General features: G+C 62.2%; 15 protein-coding genes. 10 read left to right on the top strand and 5 right to left on the bottom strand.

Going from position 1 to position 17,250, the window contains the following annotated elements:
* Positions 1 to 10: 10 nt before the first annotated feature.
* Positions 11 to 2,647, bottom strand: coding sequence for a DNA mismatch repair protein MutS (gene mutS / locus DQW77_RS01090; protein ID WP_113256385.1), 2,637 nt, complete (start codon positions 2,645 to 2,647; stop codon positions 11 to 13).
* A 161-nt stretch (positions 2,648 to 2,808) separates the two neighbouring features.
* Between mutS and DQW77_RS01085 the strand changes: the two genes are divergently transcribed.
* Positions 2,809 to 5,064, top strand: coding sequence for an NADP-dependent malic enzyme (locus DQW77_RS01085; RefSeq protein ID WP_113256306.1), 2,256 nt, complete (start codon positions 2,809 to 2,811; stop codon positions 5,062 to 5,064).
* A gap of 31 nt (positions 5,065 to 5,095) precedes the next feature.
* Positions 5,096 to 5,971, top strand: a complete 876-nt coding sequence (locus tag DQW77_RS01080) for a ribokinase (protein ID WP_113256305.1) — start codon at positions 5,096 to 5,098, stop codon at positions 5,969 to 5,971.
* Here the strand turns inward: DQW77_RS01080 and msrA are convergent, their stop codons facing one another.
* Positions 5,972 to 6,634 (bottom strand): peptide-methionine (S)-S-oxide reductase MsrA, encoded by a 663-nt coding sequence (msrA, locus tag DQW77_RS01075; RefSeq protein ID WP_113256304.1) that lies wholly within the window; start codon positions 6,632 to 6,634, stop codon positions 5,972 to 5,974.
* Positions 6,635 to 6,779: 145 nt separating this feature from the next.
* Between msrA and DQW77_RS01070 the strand changes: the two genes are divergently transcribed.
* Positions 6,780 to 7,688, top strand: coding sequence for a D-amino acid aminotransferase (locus tag DQW77_RS01070; protein WP_113256303.1), 909 nt, complete (start codon positions 6,780 to 6,782; stop codon positions 7,686 to 7,688).
* The gene (locus DQW77_RS01065; protein ID WP_113256302.1) at positions 7,688 to 8,461 is read left to right on the top strand and encodes an HAD family hydrolase; all 774 of its coding nucleotides are present in this window, start codon (positions 7,688 to 7,690) and stop codon (positions 8,459 to 8,461) included. The genes DQW77_RS01070 and DQW77_RS01065 overlap by 1 nt, the downstream gene beginning before the upstream one ends.
* Here DQW77_RS01065 and DQW77_RS01060 read toward each other — a convergent pair.
* On the bottom strand, positions 8,397 to 9,623 hold the full coding sequence (locus tag DQW77_RS01060) for an argininosuccinate synthase (RefSeq protein WP_113256301.1): 1,227 nt from the start codon (positions 9,621 to 9,623) through the stop codon (positions 8,397 to 8,399). The genes DQW77_RS01065 and DQW77_RS01060 overlap by 65 nt on opposite strands.
* Before the next feature lie 104 nt (positions 9,624 to 9,727).
* Between DQW77_RS01060 and ilvA the strand changes: the two genes are divergently transcribed.
* Positions 9,728 to 10,966 carry a threonine ammonia-lyase IlvA gene (gene ilvA, locus DQW77_RS01055; protein WP_113256300.1) on the top strand — a complete coding sequence of 413 codons (1,239 nt, stop codon included), beginning with the start codon at positions 9,728 to 9,730 and terminating at the stop codon, positions 10,964 to 10,966.
* 2 nt (positions 10,967 to 10,968) lie between these two features.
* Here ilvA and DQW77_RS01050 read toward each other — a convergent pair whose 3' ends face one another.
* A complete protein-coding gene (locus tag DQW77_RS01050; protein WP_258523628.1) occupies positions 10,969 to 11,304 on the bottom strand; it encodes an Hpt domain-containing protein in 336 nt (111 codons plus the stop codon).
* Between the two features lie 181 nt (positions 11,305 to 11,485).
* Between DQW77_RS01050 and DQW77_RS01045 the strand changes: the two genes are divergently transcribed.
* A complete protein-coding gene (locus DQW77_RS01045) occupies positions 11,486 to 12,700 on the top strand; it encodes a SpoIIE family protein phosphatase (protein WP_181711171.1) in 1,215 nt (404 codons plus the stop codon).
* Here DQW77_RS01045 and DQW77_RS01040 read toward each other — a convergent pair.
* Positions 12,687 to 13,130 carry an NUDIX hydrolase gene (locus tag DQW77_RS01040; protein ID WP_113256383.1) on the bottom strand — a complete coding sequence of 148 codons (444 nt, stop codon included), beginning with the start codon at positions 13,128 to 13,130 and terminating at the stop codon, positions 12,687 to 12,689. The two genes, DQW77_RS01045 and DQW77_RS01040, sit on opposite strands and share 14 nt — an antisense overlap.
* Before the next feature lie 85 nt (positions 13,131 to 13,215).
* Here DQW77_RS01040 and DQW77_RS01035 point away from each other — a divergent pair, with 85 nt between their 5' ends.
* From DQW77_RS01035 to DQW77_RS01020, 4 genes are read left to right on the top strand one after another with little or no spacing between them, the layout of a single operon-like run.
* A complete protein-coding gene (locus DQW77_RS01035; RefSeq protein WP_113256298.1) occupies positions 13,216 to 14,232 on the top strand; it encodes an Hsp33 family molecular chaperone HslO in 1,017 nt (338 codons plus the stop codon).
* The gene (locus DQW77_RS01030; protein WP_113256382.1) at positions 14,225 to 14,821 is read left to right on the top strand and encodes a CoA pyrophosphatase; all 597 of its coding nucleotides are present in this window, start codon (positions 14,225 to 14,227) and stop codon (positions 14,819 to 14,821) included. The genes DQW77_RS01035 and DQW77_RS01030 overlap by 8 nt, the downstream gene beginning before the upstream one ends.
* Positions 14,818 to 15,963, top strand: a complete 1,146-nt coding sequence (locus DQW77_RS01025) for a CCA tRNA nucleotidyltransferase (protein WP_113256297.1) — start codon at positions 14,818 to 14,820, stop codon at positions 15,961 to 15,963. The genes DQW77_RS01030 and DQW77_RS01025 overlap by 4 nt, the downstream gene beginning before the upstream one ends.
* The gene (locus DQW77_RS01020) at positions 15,960 to 17,183 is read left to right on the top strand and encodes a class I SAM-dependent RNA methyltransferase (protein WP_113256296.1); all 1,224 of its coding nucleotides are present in this window, start codon (positions 15,960 to 15,962) and stop codon (positions 17,181 to 17,183) included. The genes DQW77_RS01025 and DQW77_RS01020 overlap by 4 nt, the downstream gene beginning before the upstream one ends.
* The last annotated feature ends 67 nt before the right edge of the window (positions 17,184 to 17,250 follow it).

The raw sequence follows: 17,250 nt of genomic DNA, 5'->3' as shown, positions 1-17,250 counted from the left end.
GGCCCGGCGTTCACCCGGATGTGCGTTGAAGGGCCTTGAGTTCGTAGATCAGGTCGAGCGCTTCCCGCGGGCTGAGTTCATCCGGAAGGATGGCCGACAAACGTTCCTCCAGATCCGAGCGCGGTGATGGGGACGGTTGCGGTGGACCGCTCGGGGCAGCGGCAAAAAGCGGCAAGTCGTCGATCAATGCTTCGCGTGCAGTGCCGCCGCCTTCGCGTTCGCCCTTTTCCAGCGCATCCAGAACCACGCGGGCCCTGTCCACAACGGCCGCGGGCAGGCCCGCCAGCTTCGCAACCTGGACGCCGTAGCTTCTGTTGGCCGCCCCGCGCCGAACCTCGTGCAGGAAGATGATGTCTCCATCGTGTTCCTTGACGGTGACGGTGGCGTTCTCCACCCGGTCAAGGCGATCGCGGAGGCTCGTCAATTCGTGGTAATGGGTTGCGAAAAGCGCACGGCACCGGTTCACATCATGCAAATATTCCAACGTGGCCCAGGCTATCGAAAGCCCGTCATAGGTTGCCGTGCCGCGCCCGATCTCGTCAAGGATCACAAGTGCGTGATCGTCCGCCTGGTTTAGAATGGCGGCCGTCTCGACCATTTCCACCATGAAGGTGGATCGGCCCCGGGCCAGATCGTCGGACGCCCCGACCCGGCTGAACAACTGACTGACCAGACCGACACGGGCGGAGCGTGCAGGTACGAAACTCCCGCTTTGTGCCAGAAGGGCAATAAGGGCGTTCTGCCGCAGGAACGTGGATTTTCCTGACATGTTCGGCCCGGTCAGAAGCCAGATATCGGCCTCGCCGCCAAGGTCGGCATCGTTGGCGATGAAACCCGAAGCCCCCTGTGCGCGAAGCGACTGTTCAACCACCGGATGACGCCCCGCCTCGATTGTCAGGGCGCGGCTGCTGTCGACATCGGGTCGGCACCATCCTTCCTGGCGCCCGAGTTCTGCCCAGGCCGCCGCGAGATCGAGCTCGGACAGCGCCATGGCGACAGCGGCCAGTTCAGATTCAATCGCCAGCACGGCGTCACGCAATCGTTCATGAAGCCGCTTTTCGATATCCAGGGCCCGGCCGCCGGCGTTAAGAATCCTGGTTTCCAGCTCACTGAGTTCTCTGGTGGTGAAACGAAGTTGATTCGCCGTAGTCTGACGATGCCGGAATGTCTCGTTCAGGGGCTCCGACAACATTCTCTCGGCATGGGTCGACGTGACCTCGACGAAATAGCCGAGAACATTGTTGTGCTTGATCTTGAGAGACTGAATACCTGTTTCAGTCACGTAATCGCTTTGCATACCCGCAATCACACCGCGGCCCTCGTCACGCAATCGGCGCGCTTCGTCGAGATCCGTATCGTAACCTTCAGCTATGAATCCGCCGTCGCGGATCAAAATCGGGGGCTCCGCCACAAGAGCATCGTCCAGAAGTTCCAGAAGATCTGATTGTCCTGCCCCCGTCAGATCCCCGCACGTCGTCGAAAGCAACTCCGGCAGATCCGTGTAACCGCTCAGGAAACCCGCTGCCTCCGCGGCACCAACCAGTGCGGTGCGCACCGCCGCCAGATCCCGCGGCCCGCCCCGGTCAAGCCCCAGACGTGAAAGCGCGCGTTCGAGATCCGGAACACGACGTAGCGCCTGACGCAGGTCACCGCGCAAACGCTCGGCTCCGGCAAGGAAATCCACTGACTCGAGACGTGCGGAAACGATATCGAGATCCATGGACGGGCTGGAAATCCGGCGCTCCAGAAGCCGCCCCCCACCCGCCGTCAAGGTCCGGTCCACCGCTGCCAAAAGGGAGCCGGCCCGACCCCCGGACAGGGCTTGCGTCAATTCGAGGTTCCGCCGGGTGGCCGCATCTATCTGCATTACTTTCCCGGCCATTTCGCGGACCGGGGGGCGCAACCGCGGGAGGTGGCCCTTCTGAGTGATTTCCAGGTACTCGACGATTGCGCCCATCGCTGCCGTTTCCGCGCGGCCGAAATTTCCAAACGCATCGAGTGTCCCGACACCAAGCAGTTTTGTCAGCCGGTCCTCGCCGGCGGCGCTGTCGAATGCGGAACGGCCGAGCGGCGTCAGCGCGGCGCCGGATTCCGTCACGATATCCGGGAACGGTGCCTCCGCCCCGTCCGGGATGATGACCTCACTCGGCCGCAGGCGCGCAAGTTCGGGCCCAAGACGCGCGGGTGTGATCGGCATGACCCGGAAACTGCCGGTCGAGATATCGACCCACGCCAACGCATGATCCTCGCGTACCTGCGCGAAAGCGCAAAGATAGTTGTGTCGGCGCGCATCAAGTAGAGTTTCCTCGGTCAGTGTGCCGGGCGTGACGAGGCGGACAACCTCCCGGTTGACGACGGATTTTGACCCACGTTTCTTCGCCTCGGCCGGGTCTTCGGTCTGTTCGCACACGGCAACGCGAAACCCCTTGCGGATCAGGGTCAGAAGATAACCCTCTGCCGAATGCACGGGCACCCCGCACATCGCTATATCCTCGCCGTTGTGTTTGCCGCGCTTGGTGAGCGCGATATCCAGCGCCTCGCTTGCCGCGACCGCATCCTCGAAAAACAGCTCGTAGAAATCGCCCATCCGGTAGAACAAAAGCGCATCACGGTACTGCGCCTTGATCTCAAGGTATTGCGCCATCATGGGCGTCACGGCTGATTTTTCGGATGTCACGCGGCCTCCCTCGCTGCCAGCGGACATTACAAACCCTCCGGCTTGCGCGAAAGCCAAAACAGTGTTCCGGTTGAGGCCGTCATCATCCCCCGCTATGGAAAGTAACGACGCAGAACCGAAAGGGCCTTTTCATGGCGAATTCCCGCATCACCCCCGAAGAGGCGCTTGCCTTCCATCTGGAGCCTTCGCCCGGAAAGTGGGAGGTGCAGGCCACCGTGCCCATGACAACGCAGCGGGATCTTAGCCTTGCCTATTCCCCCGGTGTCGCGGTCCCCTGCGAAGCGATCGCGGAAACGCCCGAGGCCGCCTATGACTATACCAACAAGGGCAACCTTGTCGCCGTGATCTCGAACGGCACTGCCGTTCTGGGTCTGGGCAATCTCGGTGCGCTCGGGTCCAAGCCGGTGATGGAAGGCAAGGCGGTCCTGTTCAAGCGCTTCGCGGATGTGAATTCGATCGACATCGAACTTGATACCGAAGATCCCGAGGCGTTCATCAACGCCGTAAAGCTCATGGGGCCCACCTTCGGCGGAATCAACCTTGAGGATATCAAGGCGCCGGAATGTTTCATCATCGAGCAGCAGCTCAAGGAAGTGATGGATATCCCCGTCTTTCATGACGATCAGCATGGCACGGCGGTGATATGTGCGGCGGGTCTGATCAACGCGCTGCACCTGTCGGGCAAGAAGATCGAGGATGTGAAGATCGTGCTCAATGGTGCGGGCGCCGCCGGAATCGCCTGCATAGAACTCCTCAAAGCAATGGGTGCCCGGCACGAGAACTGCATTGCCTGCGACACCAAGGGCGTGATTTGGCAGGGTCGGACGGAGGGCATGAACCAGTGGAAATCCGCCCACGCGATCAAGACCGATCTGCGCACGCTCGAAGAGGCGATGAAGGACGCGGATGTTTTCCTCGGTGTTTCGGTCAAGGGAGCGGTGACCCGGGAAATGGTCGCTTCCATGGCCGAAGACCCGGTGATTTTCGCGATGGCCAACCCCGATCCCGAAATCACCCCGGAAGAGGCCCACGAGGTTCGTGCCGACGCCATCGTCGCCACTGGCCGATCCGATTACCCGAATCAGGTGAACAACGTCCTCGGATTTCCGTACCTGTTTCGCGGAGCGCTGGACGTTCATGCCCGTGCGATCAATGACGAGATGAAGATCGCCTGTGCCGAGGCGCTGGCGAAACTGGCGCGCGAGGATGTGCCGGACGAAGTCGCGATGGCGTATGGACGCAAACTCAGTTTCGGGCGTGACTACATCATTCCCACACCGTTCGACCCGAGGCTGATTCACACCATCCCGCCGTCCGTGGCGCGGGCCGGCATGGATACCGGCGCCGCGCGCCGCCCGATCGTGGACATGGACGCCTACGAAGTGGCGCTCAGGGCGAGGATGGACCCGACCGCCTCGATCCTGCGATCCATCAATGCTCGGGCGCGCAACGCGCAGGCCCGGATGATCTTTGCGGAGGGTGACGATCCACGCGTACTGCGTGCGGCGGTACAGTATCAGCGCCAGGGACTGGGAAAGGCACTGGTCGTCGGGCGCGACACCGACGTCAAGGCCAAGCTCGAGGCGGCCGGCCTGGGCGATGCGGTGCGCGAGTTGGAAATCGTCAATGCCGCCAACACGAGGCATCTGGATACCTACAAGGATCATCTTTATGCCCGCCTGCAACGCAAGGGTCATGACCGGCATGACATTCATCGTCTCGCGGCGCGTGACCGGCATGTATTTTCGGCTCTGATGCTGGCGCATGGTCACGGAGACGGGTTGGTTACCGGAGCAACACGGAAATCCGCGCATGTCATGGAATTGATCAACCACGTGTTCGATGCCGATGCAGAACATGGTGCCGCGGGCGTAACCGCCCTTATGCACAAGGGCCGGATCGTGATGATATCCGATACTCTGGTTCATGAATGGCCCGACGAGGAGAACCTTGCAAACATCGCACAACGTGCCGCGGATGTGGCCCGGCATCTGGGGTTGGAGCCGCGTGTGGCTTTCGTCAGTTTTTCCACCTTCGGTTATCCCCGGTCCGAACGTGCAGAGAAGATGCATCGCGCGCCCCAGGTCCTTGAGGCGCGTGGCGTGGATTTCGAATTCGAGGGCGAGATGACCGTTGATGTCGCCCTTAATACCCGGTCACAAGAGGCTTTTCCGTTTCAGCGGTTGTCCGGACCGGCCAATATATTGATCGTCCCGGCGCGGCACTCCGCGTCGATTTCGGTCAAGCTGATGCAGGAGATGGCCGGCGCCACAGTGATCGGCCCGATTCTTTCCGGTATCGACAAGCCGATCCAGATCTGCTCGTCCACCTCCACGGCAAGCGACATCCTGAACATGGCCGTTCTGGCAGCATGCAAGGTGGGATGAGATCGGACGAAATCCCTCGTGAGGCACAGGCATGATCCTGAACATCGGCTCTATAAACGCTGATTTCGTCTATTCCGTACCGCGGCTCCCGAAACCCGGCGAAACGCTGGCGGCGTCTGGCCGGGCTCTCTATCTGGGCGGTAAAGGGGCCAACATGTCAGTTGCCGCAGCACGCGCCGGGGCGCATGTCCTTCATCTTGGCGCGGTGGGCGCCGACGGCCGGTGGGCTGTTGAAAGGCTCCTGGAGTATGGTGTCGATACCCGCCATGTATCCGAGGTCGCGGAGCCCACCGCGCATGCCATCATCACGGTGGACCCGACCGGCGAGAACATGATTGTCATCTATCCCGGGGCCAACCATGCAATTCCGGAAACCGGTCTCAACCCGGCGTTCGCCCTCGCGAAGCCCGGCGATTGGTTCATAACCCAGAATGAAACCAATCTGCAGGAAGAGGCAGCCATCCGCGCCCGGTCTGCAGGGCTGCGCGTTGCCTATGCCGCCGCCCCGTTTTCTGCCGAGGCGGTCGAGTCCATGACACCGCACCTCGATCTTCTGGTGCTCAACGAGGTCGAGATGGAACAACTGCGTGATGCCACCGGAAAGCAGGCCGGGGATCTTGGTGTTGCGCAGGTCATCGTGACTCTCGGGAAGCGGGGGTGTCGCCTGCATGACCATGCCGACGGGTGGAAAGGACGCGATTTTCCCGCACCCCCTGTAGATCCTGTCGATACCACCGGCGCCGGCGACACATTCACCGGCTACCTGATGGCCGGGCTTGACCGGGGGCAACCGATCGCACAGGCAATCGGACTTGCCAACCAGGCCGCCGCGTTGATGGTCACGCGCCACGGCACCGCGGATGTCATCCCGGATCTGTCCGAGGTCCAGACCATGCGCCGGCCCTGATCAGCTGCCTGCGAAAGGCGCGGCATCCCCCCACAATTCGCGGACGCGGGCATCGCGCCCGCATCCCTTGCGATAGCGTTTGTAGGCGATCTTCTTTTTCACGAACAATCCGACAGATGATGCCAGGATGCGATCGTCGCTCTTGTAGTAATCCTGGTGATACTCACCAACCGGATAGAAAGTGACCGCATCGAGGATCGGTGTCACGATCTCCTGTCCGAGAGCCGCCATCGCGTCGGCCTTCGCAGCCTCCGCGACTCCGCGTTCTGTGGTATTATCAACGAAGACCGCCGATCTGTAACTCGGGCCACGGTCGCAGAACTGTCCGCCATCATCTGTGGGGTCAATGGACCTGAAGAACTTGTTGAGGAGTTCCCGGTAGCTCACGACATCCGGGTCATAGGGAATGCGGACTGCCTCGTAGTGGCCGGTGCCCTTGGCAGGGTAAGTCGGGTTCTCGGTATGGCCGCCGGTGAAACCCGAAACCACATCGCCCACGCCGGGCACGGACTCGAAATCCGCTTCAACGCACCAGAAACAGCCGCCGGCGACTATGAGTTCCCGGCTTTGGTCAGCGATTGCCTGTTGCGCCTTGGCCATGACACCAAGAAGGATCAGTAACGCCAGCAACCAGCTTTGGATATCTTTCCGGGTGATATGCATCGTCCTATTCCTCCGTTGCGTTGATGATGTCACGCCTTCCCTTCACCGCCAAGACAAGGCCGTGTGATGTCACGAAGCGTTGAACCCGGATTACATCTTGGCAAGGGATTTGCAGCCGCATAGCATCGGGTCGAAAGGAAAATACATGACGGACCGGCAAACCACCCACCAATCCGAAGAGGACAGGCGCAACGCAGATATTCTGATCTGGCTGAATGGTGGTCTTGTACCCCGGGACAAGGCGCTGATCAGTGTCTATGACAGCGGTTTCATGCTCGGGGACGGCGTGTGGGAGGGGCTTCGCCTTTATGACGGCACCTGGGCTTTCATTGACGAACATCTCGACCGTCTCTTCGAGGCGGCGAAAGCCATCGATCTGGATATCGGGTTGTCGAGAAGGGACCTGAAAACCGCAATATCAGAGACACAATCGGCCAATGGCATGACAACGGATGCCCATGCCCGTGTAATGGTCACCCGCGGGATCAAATCCCGCCCGTTCCAGCACCCTTCGCTGTCCCGTGAGGGCCCGACCGTGGCGATCATAATGGAACATTCAAGGCCGTTGATCGCCCGGCCCATTCGCCTGGCCACGGTTCCGCACATGCGCGGCCTGCCGATGACGCAGGATCCCAAGTTGAATTCACATTCCAAGCTCAATTGCATCCTGGCTTGCATTGCCGCCGAAAAAGCCGGGGCGGACGAGGCGCTGATGCTCGACGCGCACGGGTTCGTGAACACCACCAATGCCTGCAATTTCTTCATTGTCCGCCGTGGTGCCGTCTGGACCTCGACCGGCGATTACTGCATGAACGGGATCACCCGCCAGAAGGTTATCGACATTTGCCGCGGTAACGGCATCCCGGTGCACGAGCGCAATTACTCCCTCGTCGATACCTACGGCGCTGACGAAGCGTTCCTGACCGGCACGTTCGGTGCCCAGACACCGGTGAGCGCGATTGATGGGCGGCCCATCGGAAGTGAATGGCCGGGTCCGGTAACGGCGCGGATCCAGCGACTTTACAAGGATCTGGTGCACGGGGGTATCACCTGATGCGGATCGCGATGTGGTCCGGCCCCCGCAACCTGTCAACCGCGATGATGTATGCCTTTGGGGCGCGGGAAGACTGTGCCGTGATCGACGAGCCGTTCTATGCCGCCTATCTGGCGGAAACCGCTCTTGAACACCCGATGCGTGACGCGATCATCGCCTCCCGGCCCACCGATCCGGCAAACGTGATCGACCAACTCGTTGGGGCCATTCCGGATGGCAAACCGCATTTTTACCAGAAACACATGACCCAGCACATGATCCCTGCCATGCCCCGGGGCTGGATCAGCGCCGTGACGAACGTGTTCCTGATCCGGCACCCTGCCCGTGTCGCGGCGAGCTTCTCGGCGAAATATGACAATCCGACGCCTGATGATCTCGGTTTCAACCGGCAATTCGAGCTATATGAGCATCTGACGGAACAGGGCCGTGCCCCGATCGTGATCGACTCGGCCGATATCCGCCAGGATCCGCCCGGGATGCTTCGAGCCCTCTGCGAGGCGATCGGCCTGCGATGGGATCCGGCAATGCTGTGCTGGCCAAAGGGGGGTCACAAGGATGATGGCGTCTGGGCGCCTCATTGGTACGGTTCAGTGCACGCCTCCACCGGGTTCGCCCCGCCCGAGGGGGCCCTGCCGGAGCTGACAAAAGACCAAGCGCGACTTGCCCGGCACGCGTTGCCCTTCTACGAGTCACTGCACGCCGTGCGGCTTATTTCCCGAGCCGCCTTTCCCTCGCCGCAAGAAGCTTCAGACGCAGCGCGTTCAACTGAATGAAACCGGCCGCGTCTTTCTGGTCATAGGCTCCGGCGTCGTCCTCGAAGGTTACATGCGCCTCGGAATAGAGGCTGTGATCGGACCACCGTCCGACCGTCCGCGCAGATCCCTTGTACAGCTTCAAACGAACGGTCCCGGTCACGTGCGCCTGGCTGTGGTCGATGGCGGCCTGCAGCATCTCGCGCTCGGGGCTGTACCAGAAACCGTTATAGATCAGCTCCGCATAACGGGGCATAAGTTCGTCCTTGAGGTGCATGGCCCCACGATCCATGGTGATCGACTCGATACCGCGATGCGCTTCCAGAAGGATGGTCCCGCCCGGCGTCTCGTAGATCCCGCGTGATTTCATGCCCACGAAGCGGCCCTCAACCAAGTCCAGCCGCCCGATCCCGTGCTTGCCGCCAAGCTCATTCAGGCGCGTCAGGATCGCCGCCGGACTCAGGGCGTCACCGTCGATACTGATCGCATCGCCCTTTTCGAACCCCACCTCGATGAACTCCGGTGCATCCGGTGCATCTTCGGGATGCGTGGTGCGCTGATAGACGTAATCCGGCGCGTCCTCCGCGGGATCTTCAAGAACCTTGCCCTCGGAAGATGTGTGCAACAGGTTGGCGTCGACTGAAAAAGGCGCCTCGCCACGCTTGTCCTTGGCGATCGGAATCTGGTTCTGCTCGGCAAAATCCAACAGCTTGGTCCGGCTGGTCAGATCCCATTCCCGCCAGGGTGCGATCACCTTGATATCCGGATCAAGGGCATAGGCCGCCAGTTCGAACCGAACCTGGTCATTGCCCTTGCCGGTGGCGCCGTGGGCCACAGCGTCGGCCCCTGTTTGCGCCGCGATTTCCACCAGCCGTTTGGAAATGAGCGGCCGCGCGATCGACGTGCCCAGAAGGTAAAGACCTTCGTAAACGGCATTGGCACGGAACATGGGGAAGACGTACTCGCGAACGAACTCCTCGCGAATGTCCTCGATATAGATGTTTTCGGGTCTGATACCCAGCAATTCCGCCTTCTTGCGCGCCGGCTCCAGCTCCTCACCCTGACCCAGATCGGCAGTGAAGGTGACAACCTCGCAGCCGTATTCGGTCTGCAGCCATTTCAGGATTATCGAGGTATCAAGGCCGCCGGAATAGGCAAGCACGACTTTCTTGGGCGCGGACATCGGGTTCTTCCTCATTCGGATACGGCCCGGCGATTAGCGGGTTTTGCGGGCCGGGGCAAGGAGGGGGCTTGCACAGGGGGTCGACCTGCGCCAGACAATCACGGATGACCGATTTCCCCGAGAAGGCCCGGGCCGCAGAGGCCGCGATGCGCGATGTTTTTGCGGCCACTCCGCTGCAGCGCAATGATCACCTGTCAGAACGGTACGGTGCCGAGATCCTGCTAAAGCGCGAAGATCTGACACCTGTGCGCTCCTACAAGTTGCGCGGGGCGTTCAATGCCATGCGCAAAATACTTGCCCGGACTCCCGACGCGGCGCAGTTCGTCTGCGCCAGTGCCGGCAACCATGCCCAGGGCGTAGCATTCATGTGCCGGCATTTCGGGGTCCGCGGTGTGATCTTCATGCCGGTCACCACCCCTGACCAGAAGATATCAAAAACCCGGAAATTCGGCGGCGATGCGATCGAGATCGTGCTGACCGGCGATTACTTCGACGATACGCTGTCGGCCGCGCAGGGCCATTGCACGGAGATCGGCGGGCATTTCCTGTCGCCCTTCGACGACGAGGACGTTATCGAGGGGCAGGCGTCTGTTGCCGTGGAGATCGAGGCGCAGCTTTCCCGTCCGCCCGATCGAATCGTGATGCCCGTGGGTGGCGGAGGGCTTTCCGCCGGAGTGCGCGGATACCTCGGATCGCGCTGTGACTATACCCTGGCGGAGCCATCGGGCGGTGCGTCTCTGGCGGCGGCGATCACAGCTGGGACACCCGTGCGGCTGGACCGTGTGGACAACTTCGCCGACGGTGCGGCGGTGGCGCAGATCGGCCGGCACACGTTCGCGCGGCTTGGTGACATGCAAGCCGATGATGTGCTGTCGATCGACGAGGACCGATTGTGCACCACGATGCTGGAAATGCTCAATGTCGAGGGCGTGGTCCTGGAACCGGCCGGCGCGCTTTCGGTGGATGCCCTTAAGGATCTGGAAGGAACAATAACGGGTCAGACCGTGGTCTGCGTGACCACCGGCGGCAATTTCGATTTCGAGCGTCTGCCCGAGGTCAAGGAGCGCGCGCAGCGCTATTCCGGCGTCAAGAAATACTTCGTTCTTCGTCTTCCGCAACGTCCCGGTGCGCTGAAGGATTTCCTGAATATCCTCGGACCGCATGACGATATTGCCCGCTTCGAGTATCTCAAGAAATCGGCGCGCAACTTCGGATCGGTCCTAATCGGGATCGAAACCAATGATGCTGCGAATTTCGTGACCCTCGAACAAAAACTTGACGATGCCGGTTTCCAGTATCGCGACATCACCGAGGACGGGGTGCTGGCCGAGTTCCTGATCTGAGGTCAGGACTCTTCGCACAGGCCCAACCCGGCCAGGAAATCGGCGCGCGACCTGGCAAAGCAGCCGCGGATTTCCGCGATGTCCATTGTCCCGGTCCGCTCCCCTTGCTGGCAGAGGCACGACAAGCCGGTGAAGCCGAGGTTCAGCGCACTGCCCTTGAGGAAATGCAGCCCCGCGCGGAGATCCTCCGCCCCGGTCCGGTTCTCCAGGTTCCGCAAGGACTCTTCCACCTCTTCGAGAAAAAGATCGACGATGACCGCAAAATCCTCTTTGCCGGTTGCGGATCTGAGCTCTCTTATCTGGTTCCAGTCGATCATCGCCTCACCGTGTATGCTCATGCCTGATATTCGCCGGGAAGTGTTAAGCACGGGTTGAGGCAATCGATGCGAAAGGGGGCAATTTTAGGATTCACGTCGCATTAACGCTCGCGCGCGTATCCGGGTCGGAACCGAGTGAAAGGGTGTGCGTGTGTCAGTAGCGGTAAAACCAGTCCGTGCACCGGGTCAGGGTCGTGCGGTGATCCGGACGGTCCTTGTCGTGGATGACAGCCGGATGCAGCGCCGGATACTGGCCGCTTCGCTGCGCCGGTGGGGGTTTGCGATTCTCGAAGCCGCTTCCGGTGACGAGGCGCTTGAGATCTGTCGCGCCAATCCGCCGGACCTGGTCCTGAGCGACTGGATGATGCCGGGCATGGACGGCGTGGAATTCTGCCGCCGGTTCCGCCGGATGGATCGGGAAAGCTACGGGTATTTCATCCTTCTGACGTCCAAGAGCGGCAAGGAAGAGATCGCGCACGGCCTTGATGCCGGAGCCGACGATTTCCTGACCAAGCCGGTCAATTCCGGCGAATTGCGCGCGCGCATCGCCGCCGGTGACAGGATCGTCAGGATGGAACGCGAACTGACCGAGAAGAATCGGCTGGTAAGGTCCACGCTGGATGAATTGCGCACACTCTATGACTCGCTCGACAATGACCTGATCGAGGCGAAGAAGCTGCAACAGTCCCTGATGCCGGATCGGTACCGCAATCTGGGTGCGGCGCAGGTATCCCTGATGCTGCGGTCCAGCGGTCATGTCGGCGGGGATCTTGTGGGCATGTTCGACGCCGATGGAACCGGCCTCGGGCTTTTCGGCATCGACGTGTCCGGACACGGGATCAGTTCGGCCCTGATGACCGCGCGGATCGCCGGCTACCTTTCCGCCGCGGCGCCGGATCAGAACGTCGCGCTTCACAGGCTTCGAACCGGCCGATACGTCCTGCGCCCCCCGGCGGAAACCGCCGCCAAGCTGAACCGCCTGATCCTCGACGAGATGGACACGGAGCATTATTTTACTCTTCTCATCGCCGATGTCGACATGGATACCGGTCTCGTGCGCATGGCGCAGGCCGGCCACCCGCACCCGGCCCTGCAAAGGGCCGATGGCACGATCGAATTTCTGGGCACCGGCGGCATGCCGGTGGGACTTCTCGATGAGGCGGAGTTTCAGCAGATCGATTGTGTCATGCGTCCCGGTGACAGGCTGATGATCCATTCCGACGGTATCACCGAATGCGCCGCGCCGGATGGTTCTCTCCTTGGGGATTCCGGGTTGCACGCCATGCTCGACGATCTGCGTGCCACCGGCGGCCCGGCTCTGTTCGACGCCCTTGCATGGCGGTTGGCGCAATTCGCAGCCACCGACACTTTCACGGATGATCTTTCCGCGATCCTGCTGGAATTCAAACCCCGATGACGAAGCGCCCCATGAAATGCCGGTCGCCCGGGTTGCCAAGCTCCCGCACGGCCTCGTCCGGCCTTGACCACATGGCAAGGTGGTCGTCCTCCACCGGCGGTCCCAATTGCGCCACCGGCCGCGCCAGATAGATGGCGCAAAGCTTCTCGGCGTGGAGTCCGTATTCGGGCATGTAGGCGTACCGGCGGAACGCGCCGATCCGTCTTGGTGCCGTGATCCGCCAGCCGGTTTCCTCGTAAACCTCGCGGTGAAGGGCCTGAATTGGCGATTCCCCGGGGTCGATGCCGCCGCCGGGAAGCTGGAGTTCGGGTTGCGTACCGGATTGGAAGGTCAAGAGGACAAGCCCCTCGCGCGGCAGGATCGCATAAACCCCGGGACGGTGTTGATACCGCGCGCCCGCGACCGGCGTGTCACCGAATCGTCTGATCATGCCTTGCGCTCCCGTTCCCTCGGGCGGTTGCTTGCCGCGCCCACGCAGACGCGGTATGCCAGCCCCCGGCAGACGAGGAAACCCCATGACACTGGCACGCAAGATCGCCTGGGACGACACGGTTCTTCCCTTCCAACTGGACAATAGCGATATCCGCGGTCGTGTCGCGCGGCTCGACGGGGTGCTTGATGGTATCCTGAAACAGCATGCCTATCCGGCCAAGGTGGAGGCGCTTGTTGCCGAGATGGCCCTGCTTACCGCGTTGATCGGTCAAACGGTCAAGCTGCGCTGGAAACTGTCCCTTCAGGTGCAGTCCAAGGGCCCGGTTCGGATGATCGCGACCGATTATTTCGCCCCCGAGGCCGAAGGCGAGCCGGCAAAAATCCGTGCCTATGCTGCCTACGACGATGACAGGATCGGCGCCGGTCCCCCGTTCCAGCAGATTGGCGAGGGCTATTTCGCAATTCTCATCGATCAGGGGCGCGGTACGCAGCCCTATCAGGGAATCACCCCGCTGGTGGGGGGCAGCCTGACCGCCTGCGCCGAGTCCTATTTCGCGCAGTCCGAACAGTTGCCCACGCGATTCGCCCATAGTTTCGGCAAGTCGACCGAACGGGGCGGAGAGGAACATTGGCGCGCCGGTGGCGTGATGCTTCAACACATGCCAAAGGCGTCCCCCTTCGCAAAGGGTGATGCCACCGGCGAGGGCGGCTTGTTGCGGCCCGCCGATCTGGTGGAAGGCGAGGACGGTGAAAACTGGTCGCGCGCCAACATGCTTCTGGACACGGTCGAGGATCTTGAACTGATCGGCCCCGCTATCAGCCCTGCCGAGCTTCTCACGCGGCTCTTCCACGAAGAAGCCCCGCGTGTTTTCGACATGCAGCCGGTTCGCTTCGGATGCACCTGTTCCGAGGATCGCGTGCGCCAGAGCCTGTCGATCTATTCGGCCCGCGACATCGCGACGATGACCACGGATGAGGGTACGGTAACCGCTGATTGCCAGTTCTGCGGCGCCCATTACATACTTGATCCGGCAACGCTGGGGTTTGATGCGCCTGATGCTGCGTCCGGCGAATCCGGCTCTTCCGTCGATGATGTCTGATCCGCTGGGCCCGGTCCGGGCGGCCGTCGATGCGGCCCGGACGGCATCGTCGGATTTCGATCTGAATCCGGGTACCTTCCTGCCTTCCGGCCGCAAGCTCAGGCCGGCGGGGGTCCTGGTGGCGTTTCTCGCCCATCCGGATGGCAGCGCGGAGTTGTTTCTGACCATGCGGTCTTCGGCGCTCAAGCATCATCCCGGGCAGATCGCCTTTCCCGGTGGCAAGCAGGACGAGGGCGATGCGGATGTTACCGCCGCCGCGCTGCGCGAGGCGCAAGAGGAAATCGCGCTTGATCCCGCAAACGTGTCGGTGATCGGGCACTTGCCCCCACATGAGACCGTGACAGGCTTTTTCGTTACCCCCGTCGTGGCACAGGTGCGGGTTGATTTCGACCCTGTGCCAGAGGCCGGTGAGGTTGCGGAAGTCTTTCGCGTACCCCTGGACCACATCCTGAATCCCGCGCTTTACCGGGTGGAATCGCGGCGTTGGCGCGGCAGCCGCAGACATTACTATATTGTTCCGTACGGACCCTATTACATCTGGGGAGCCACGGCACGGATCTTGCGTGGAATGGCGGAGGCGAGCCAATGAAGGTTGACGGCGACTGGATTGCAGATCCGGCTGCGCAAGCGGTCTGCCGCAACCTGGAAGAGGCGGGACATCATGCGCTATTCGTCGGTGGCTGCGTGCGCAACGCTCTTCTTGGCATGCCGGTGACCGATATAGATATCGCCACCGACGCCCGCCCCGAAACCGTGATCCGACTGGCGCGGGAATCCGGGCTCAGGGCCGTGCCAACGGGGATCGAACATGGAACTGTCACCGTGGTGGCGGACGGTCGCGGCCACGAGGTCACGACATTCCGTCGTGATGTGGAAACCGACGGCCGCCGGGCCGTGGTGGCCTATGCCGACACCCCTCAGGAGGATGCGCACCGCCGTGATTTCACCATGAACGCCCTTTATGCGCGCCGGGACGGAACCATCCTGGACCCGTTGGGCGGCCTCGCGGACCTGAATGCCCGCCGGGTGCGGTTCATTGATGATCCGGATCAGCGCATCCGCGAGGATTACCTCCGAATCCTGCGCTTCTTTCGGTTTCACGCCTGGTATGGTGCGCCCGGGTCCGGGCTGGATGCCGAGGGGCTGGCGGCGGTGGCCTGTCATGTCGACGGTCTTGCCGGTCTTGCCCGTGAACGTGTCGGCACCGAGATGATCAAGCTTCTGTCCGCACCTGACCCGGCCCCGGCCGTTGCAGCGATGCGTCATGCCTCCGTCCTGTCCCGTATTCTTCCGGGTGCTGACGATGCCGCGCTTGCTCCCCTCGTTCACGAAGAGGTGCAGGCCGGCACGGCGCCGGATCCGATCCGCCGGCTGGCCGCGCTGGGCGGGGCCGAAGCGGCCGCCAGGCTCCGGCTCAGCAAGGTACAGGGTCGCAGGCTGACGCTGCTGCGTGACGCGGTTGGCTCCACGATGCCCCCGGCGGAACTCGGCTACCGTTATGGCGCGCAGGCGGGCATGGATATACTGCTTCTGCGTGCGGCGCTGCTCCGGACACCCGTACCCGCCGGAGCGGCGGCGGAACTGGACCGCGGCGCGGCAGCGATCTTTCCGGTTACCGGCAAGGATCTCATGCCGGATTATTCCGGCCCGGAACTCGGCGCGCGGCTGGCCGAACTGGAACGGCGCTGGATCGAGTCCGATTTCTCCCTCACGCGTGAGGCCCTCCTGTGAGCCGCCATCGAATTGAACGTCTTGGTCATCTGGGTGATGGCATCGCCGAGGGGCCGGTTCACGCCCCGCTGACCTTGCCCGGCGAAACCGTCGAGGGTCGGCTGGAGGGTACGCGCCTCGCCGATATCCGCATCGTTACCCCCTCGTCCAACCGTGTGACGCCGCCTTGTCGTCATTTCCGCGCGTGTGGAGGCTGTCGCCTGCAACATGCCGAAGACGGTTTCGTTGCCGAATGGAAGATGGAGCAGGTTCGTACCGCACTCGCCGCGCAGGGGATCACGGCCGAAATTGCCCGGATCGAGACTTCGCCTCGCGGGTCGCGCCGCCGGGCCACTTTCGCGGCACGCCGCACCAAGAAAGGTGCGATGGCGGGGTTTCATGGCCGTGCCTCCGGGGAGATCACGGAAATTCCCGATTGCACTCTCCTGCACCCGGATCTGATGGCAGCATTGCCCGCGGCGCGGGATCTGGCCCTCGCGGGCGGAAGCCGCAAGGCGGTTCTGGATGTCGCCTCCACGATTTGCGAGAACGGGATCGACATCCGTGCAGAGGGCGGCAAGTCTCTGGACGGTCCGCTTCGCCAGAACCTCGCCGATATTGCCGCAAGGCATGATCTGGCCCGGCTCAGCTGGGCAGACGAGGTGGTCGCTGCCCGGCGCGCACCGGTCCTCAGGATCGGGCGCGCGATGGTCACCCCGCCGCCGGGTGCTTTCCTTCAGGCGACCGCAGAGGGCGCGGCGTCCCTGTTGTCGGAAATGCGGCGAATCACTGATGGGTCGAAACGCGTCGTTGATCTGTTCGCGGGCTGTGGCACTTTCGCCCTGCCGCTTGCCGAAACCGCGCATGTGCATGCGGTCGAGGCCGACGCCGGGATGTTGTCGGCACTTGATCACGGATGGCGCCATGCGCAGGGGCTCAAACCGGTGACATGCGAAAAACGCGATCTTTTCCGTGATCCTCTCACGGCTGCCGAGCTGGCCAATCACGACGCGGCGGTGATCGACCCGCCGCGTGCCGGAGCCGCCGCGCAGACCGCAGAACTGGCAGCGTCGCGTATTTCCACGATCGCCTTTGCGTCCTGCAACCCTGTCACCTTCGCCCGGGACGCGCGGCGGCTTCTGGAGTCGGGATACGTCGCTGGCCCGATCGTGGTGGTGGATCAGTTTCGCTGGTCAGCCCATGTCGAGTTGGTGGCGGAGTTCCGCTACACTCGTGCGTGAGAAGGTGAATTCCGTGCTATGCCGTACCGCGCAAATCAGAGTAGACTAACAGGAAAAATCGTGGCGA

Origin of the sequence: Roseovarius sp. TE539 (assembly GCF_003298505.1) — a bacterium.
Lineage (GTDB): Bacteria > Pseudomonadota > Alphaproteobacteria > Rhodobacterales > Rhodobacteraceae > Roseovarius.
Note: the sequence above shows the minus strand (reverse complement) of the source record. Positions and strands in the feature narration are given on the sequence as shown.

Bases quoted from the DNA above. Each gene is read 5' to 3' on its own strand.
- mutS (WP_113256385.1), bottom strand. From the start codon at position 2,647: ATGATGGCGCAATACCTTGAGATCAAGGCGCAGTACCGTGATGCGCTT.
- DQW77_RS01085 (WP_113256306.1), top strand. From the start codon at position 2,809: ATGGCGAATTCCCGCATCACCCCCGAAGAGGCGCTTGCCTTCCATCTG.
- DQW77_RS01080 (WP_113256305.1), top strand. From the start codon at position 5,096: ATGATCCTGAACATCGGCTCTATAAACGCTGATTTCGTCTATTCCGTA.
- msrA (WP_113256304.1), bottom strand. From the start codon at position 6,634: ATGCATATCACCCGGAAAGATATCCAAAGCTGGTTGCTGGCGTTACTG.
- DQW77_RS01070 (WP_113256303.1), top strand. From the start codon at position 6,780: ATGACGGACCGGCAAACCACCCACCAATCCGAAGAGGACAGGCGCAAC.
- DQW77_RS01065 (WP_113256302.1), top strand. From the start codon at position 7,688: ATGCGGATCGCGATGTGGTCCGGCCCCCGCAACCTGTCAACCGCGATG.
- DQW77_RS01060 (WP_113256301.1), bottom strand. From the start codon at position 9,623: ATGTCCGCGCCCAAGAAAGTCGTGCTTGCCTATTCCGGCGGCCTTGAT.
- ilvA (WP_113256300.1), top strand. From the start codon at position 9,728: ATGACCGATTTCCCCGAGAAGGCCCGGGCCGCAGAGGCCGCGATGCGC.
- DQW77_RS01050 (WP_258523628.1), bottom strand. From the start codon at position 11,304: ATGAGCATACACGGTGAGGCGATGATCGACTGGAACCAGATAAGAGAG.
- DQW77_RS01040 (WP_113256383.1), bottom strand. From the start codon at position 13,130: ATGATCAGACGATTCGGTGACACGCCGGTCGCGGGCGCGCGGTATCAA.
- DQW77_RS01035 (WP_113256298.1), top strand. From the start codon at position 13,216: ATGACACTGGCACGCAAGATCGCCTGGGACGACACGGTTCTTCCCTTC.
- DQW77_RS01030 (WP_113256382.1), top strand. From the start codon at position 14,225: ATGTCTGATCCGCTGGGCCCGGTCCGGGCGGCCGTCGATGCGGCCCGG.
- DQW77_RS01025 (WP_113256297.1), top strand. From the start codon at position 14,818: ATGAAGGTTGACGGCGACTGGATTGCAGATCCGGCTGCGCAAGCGGTC.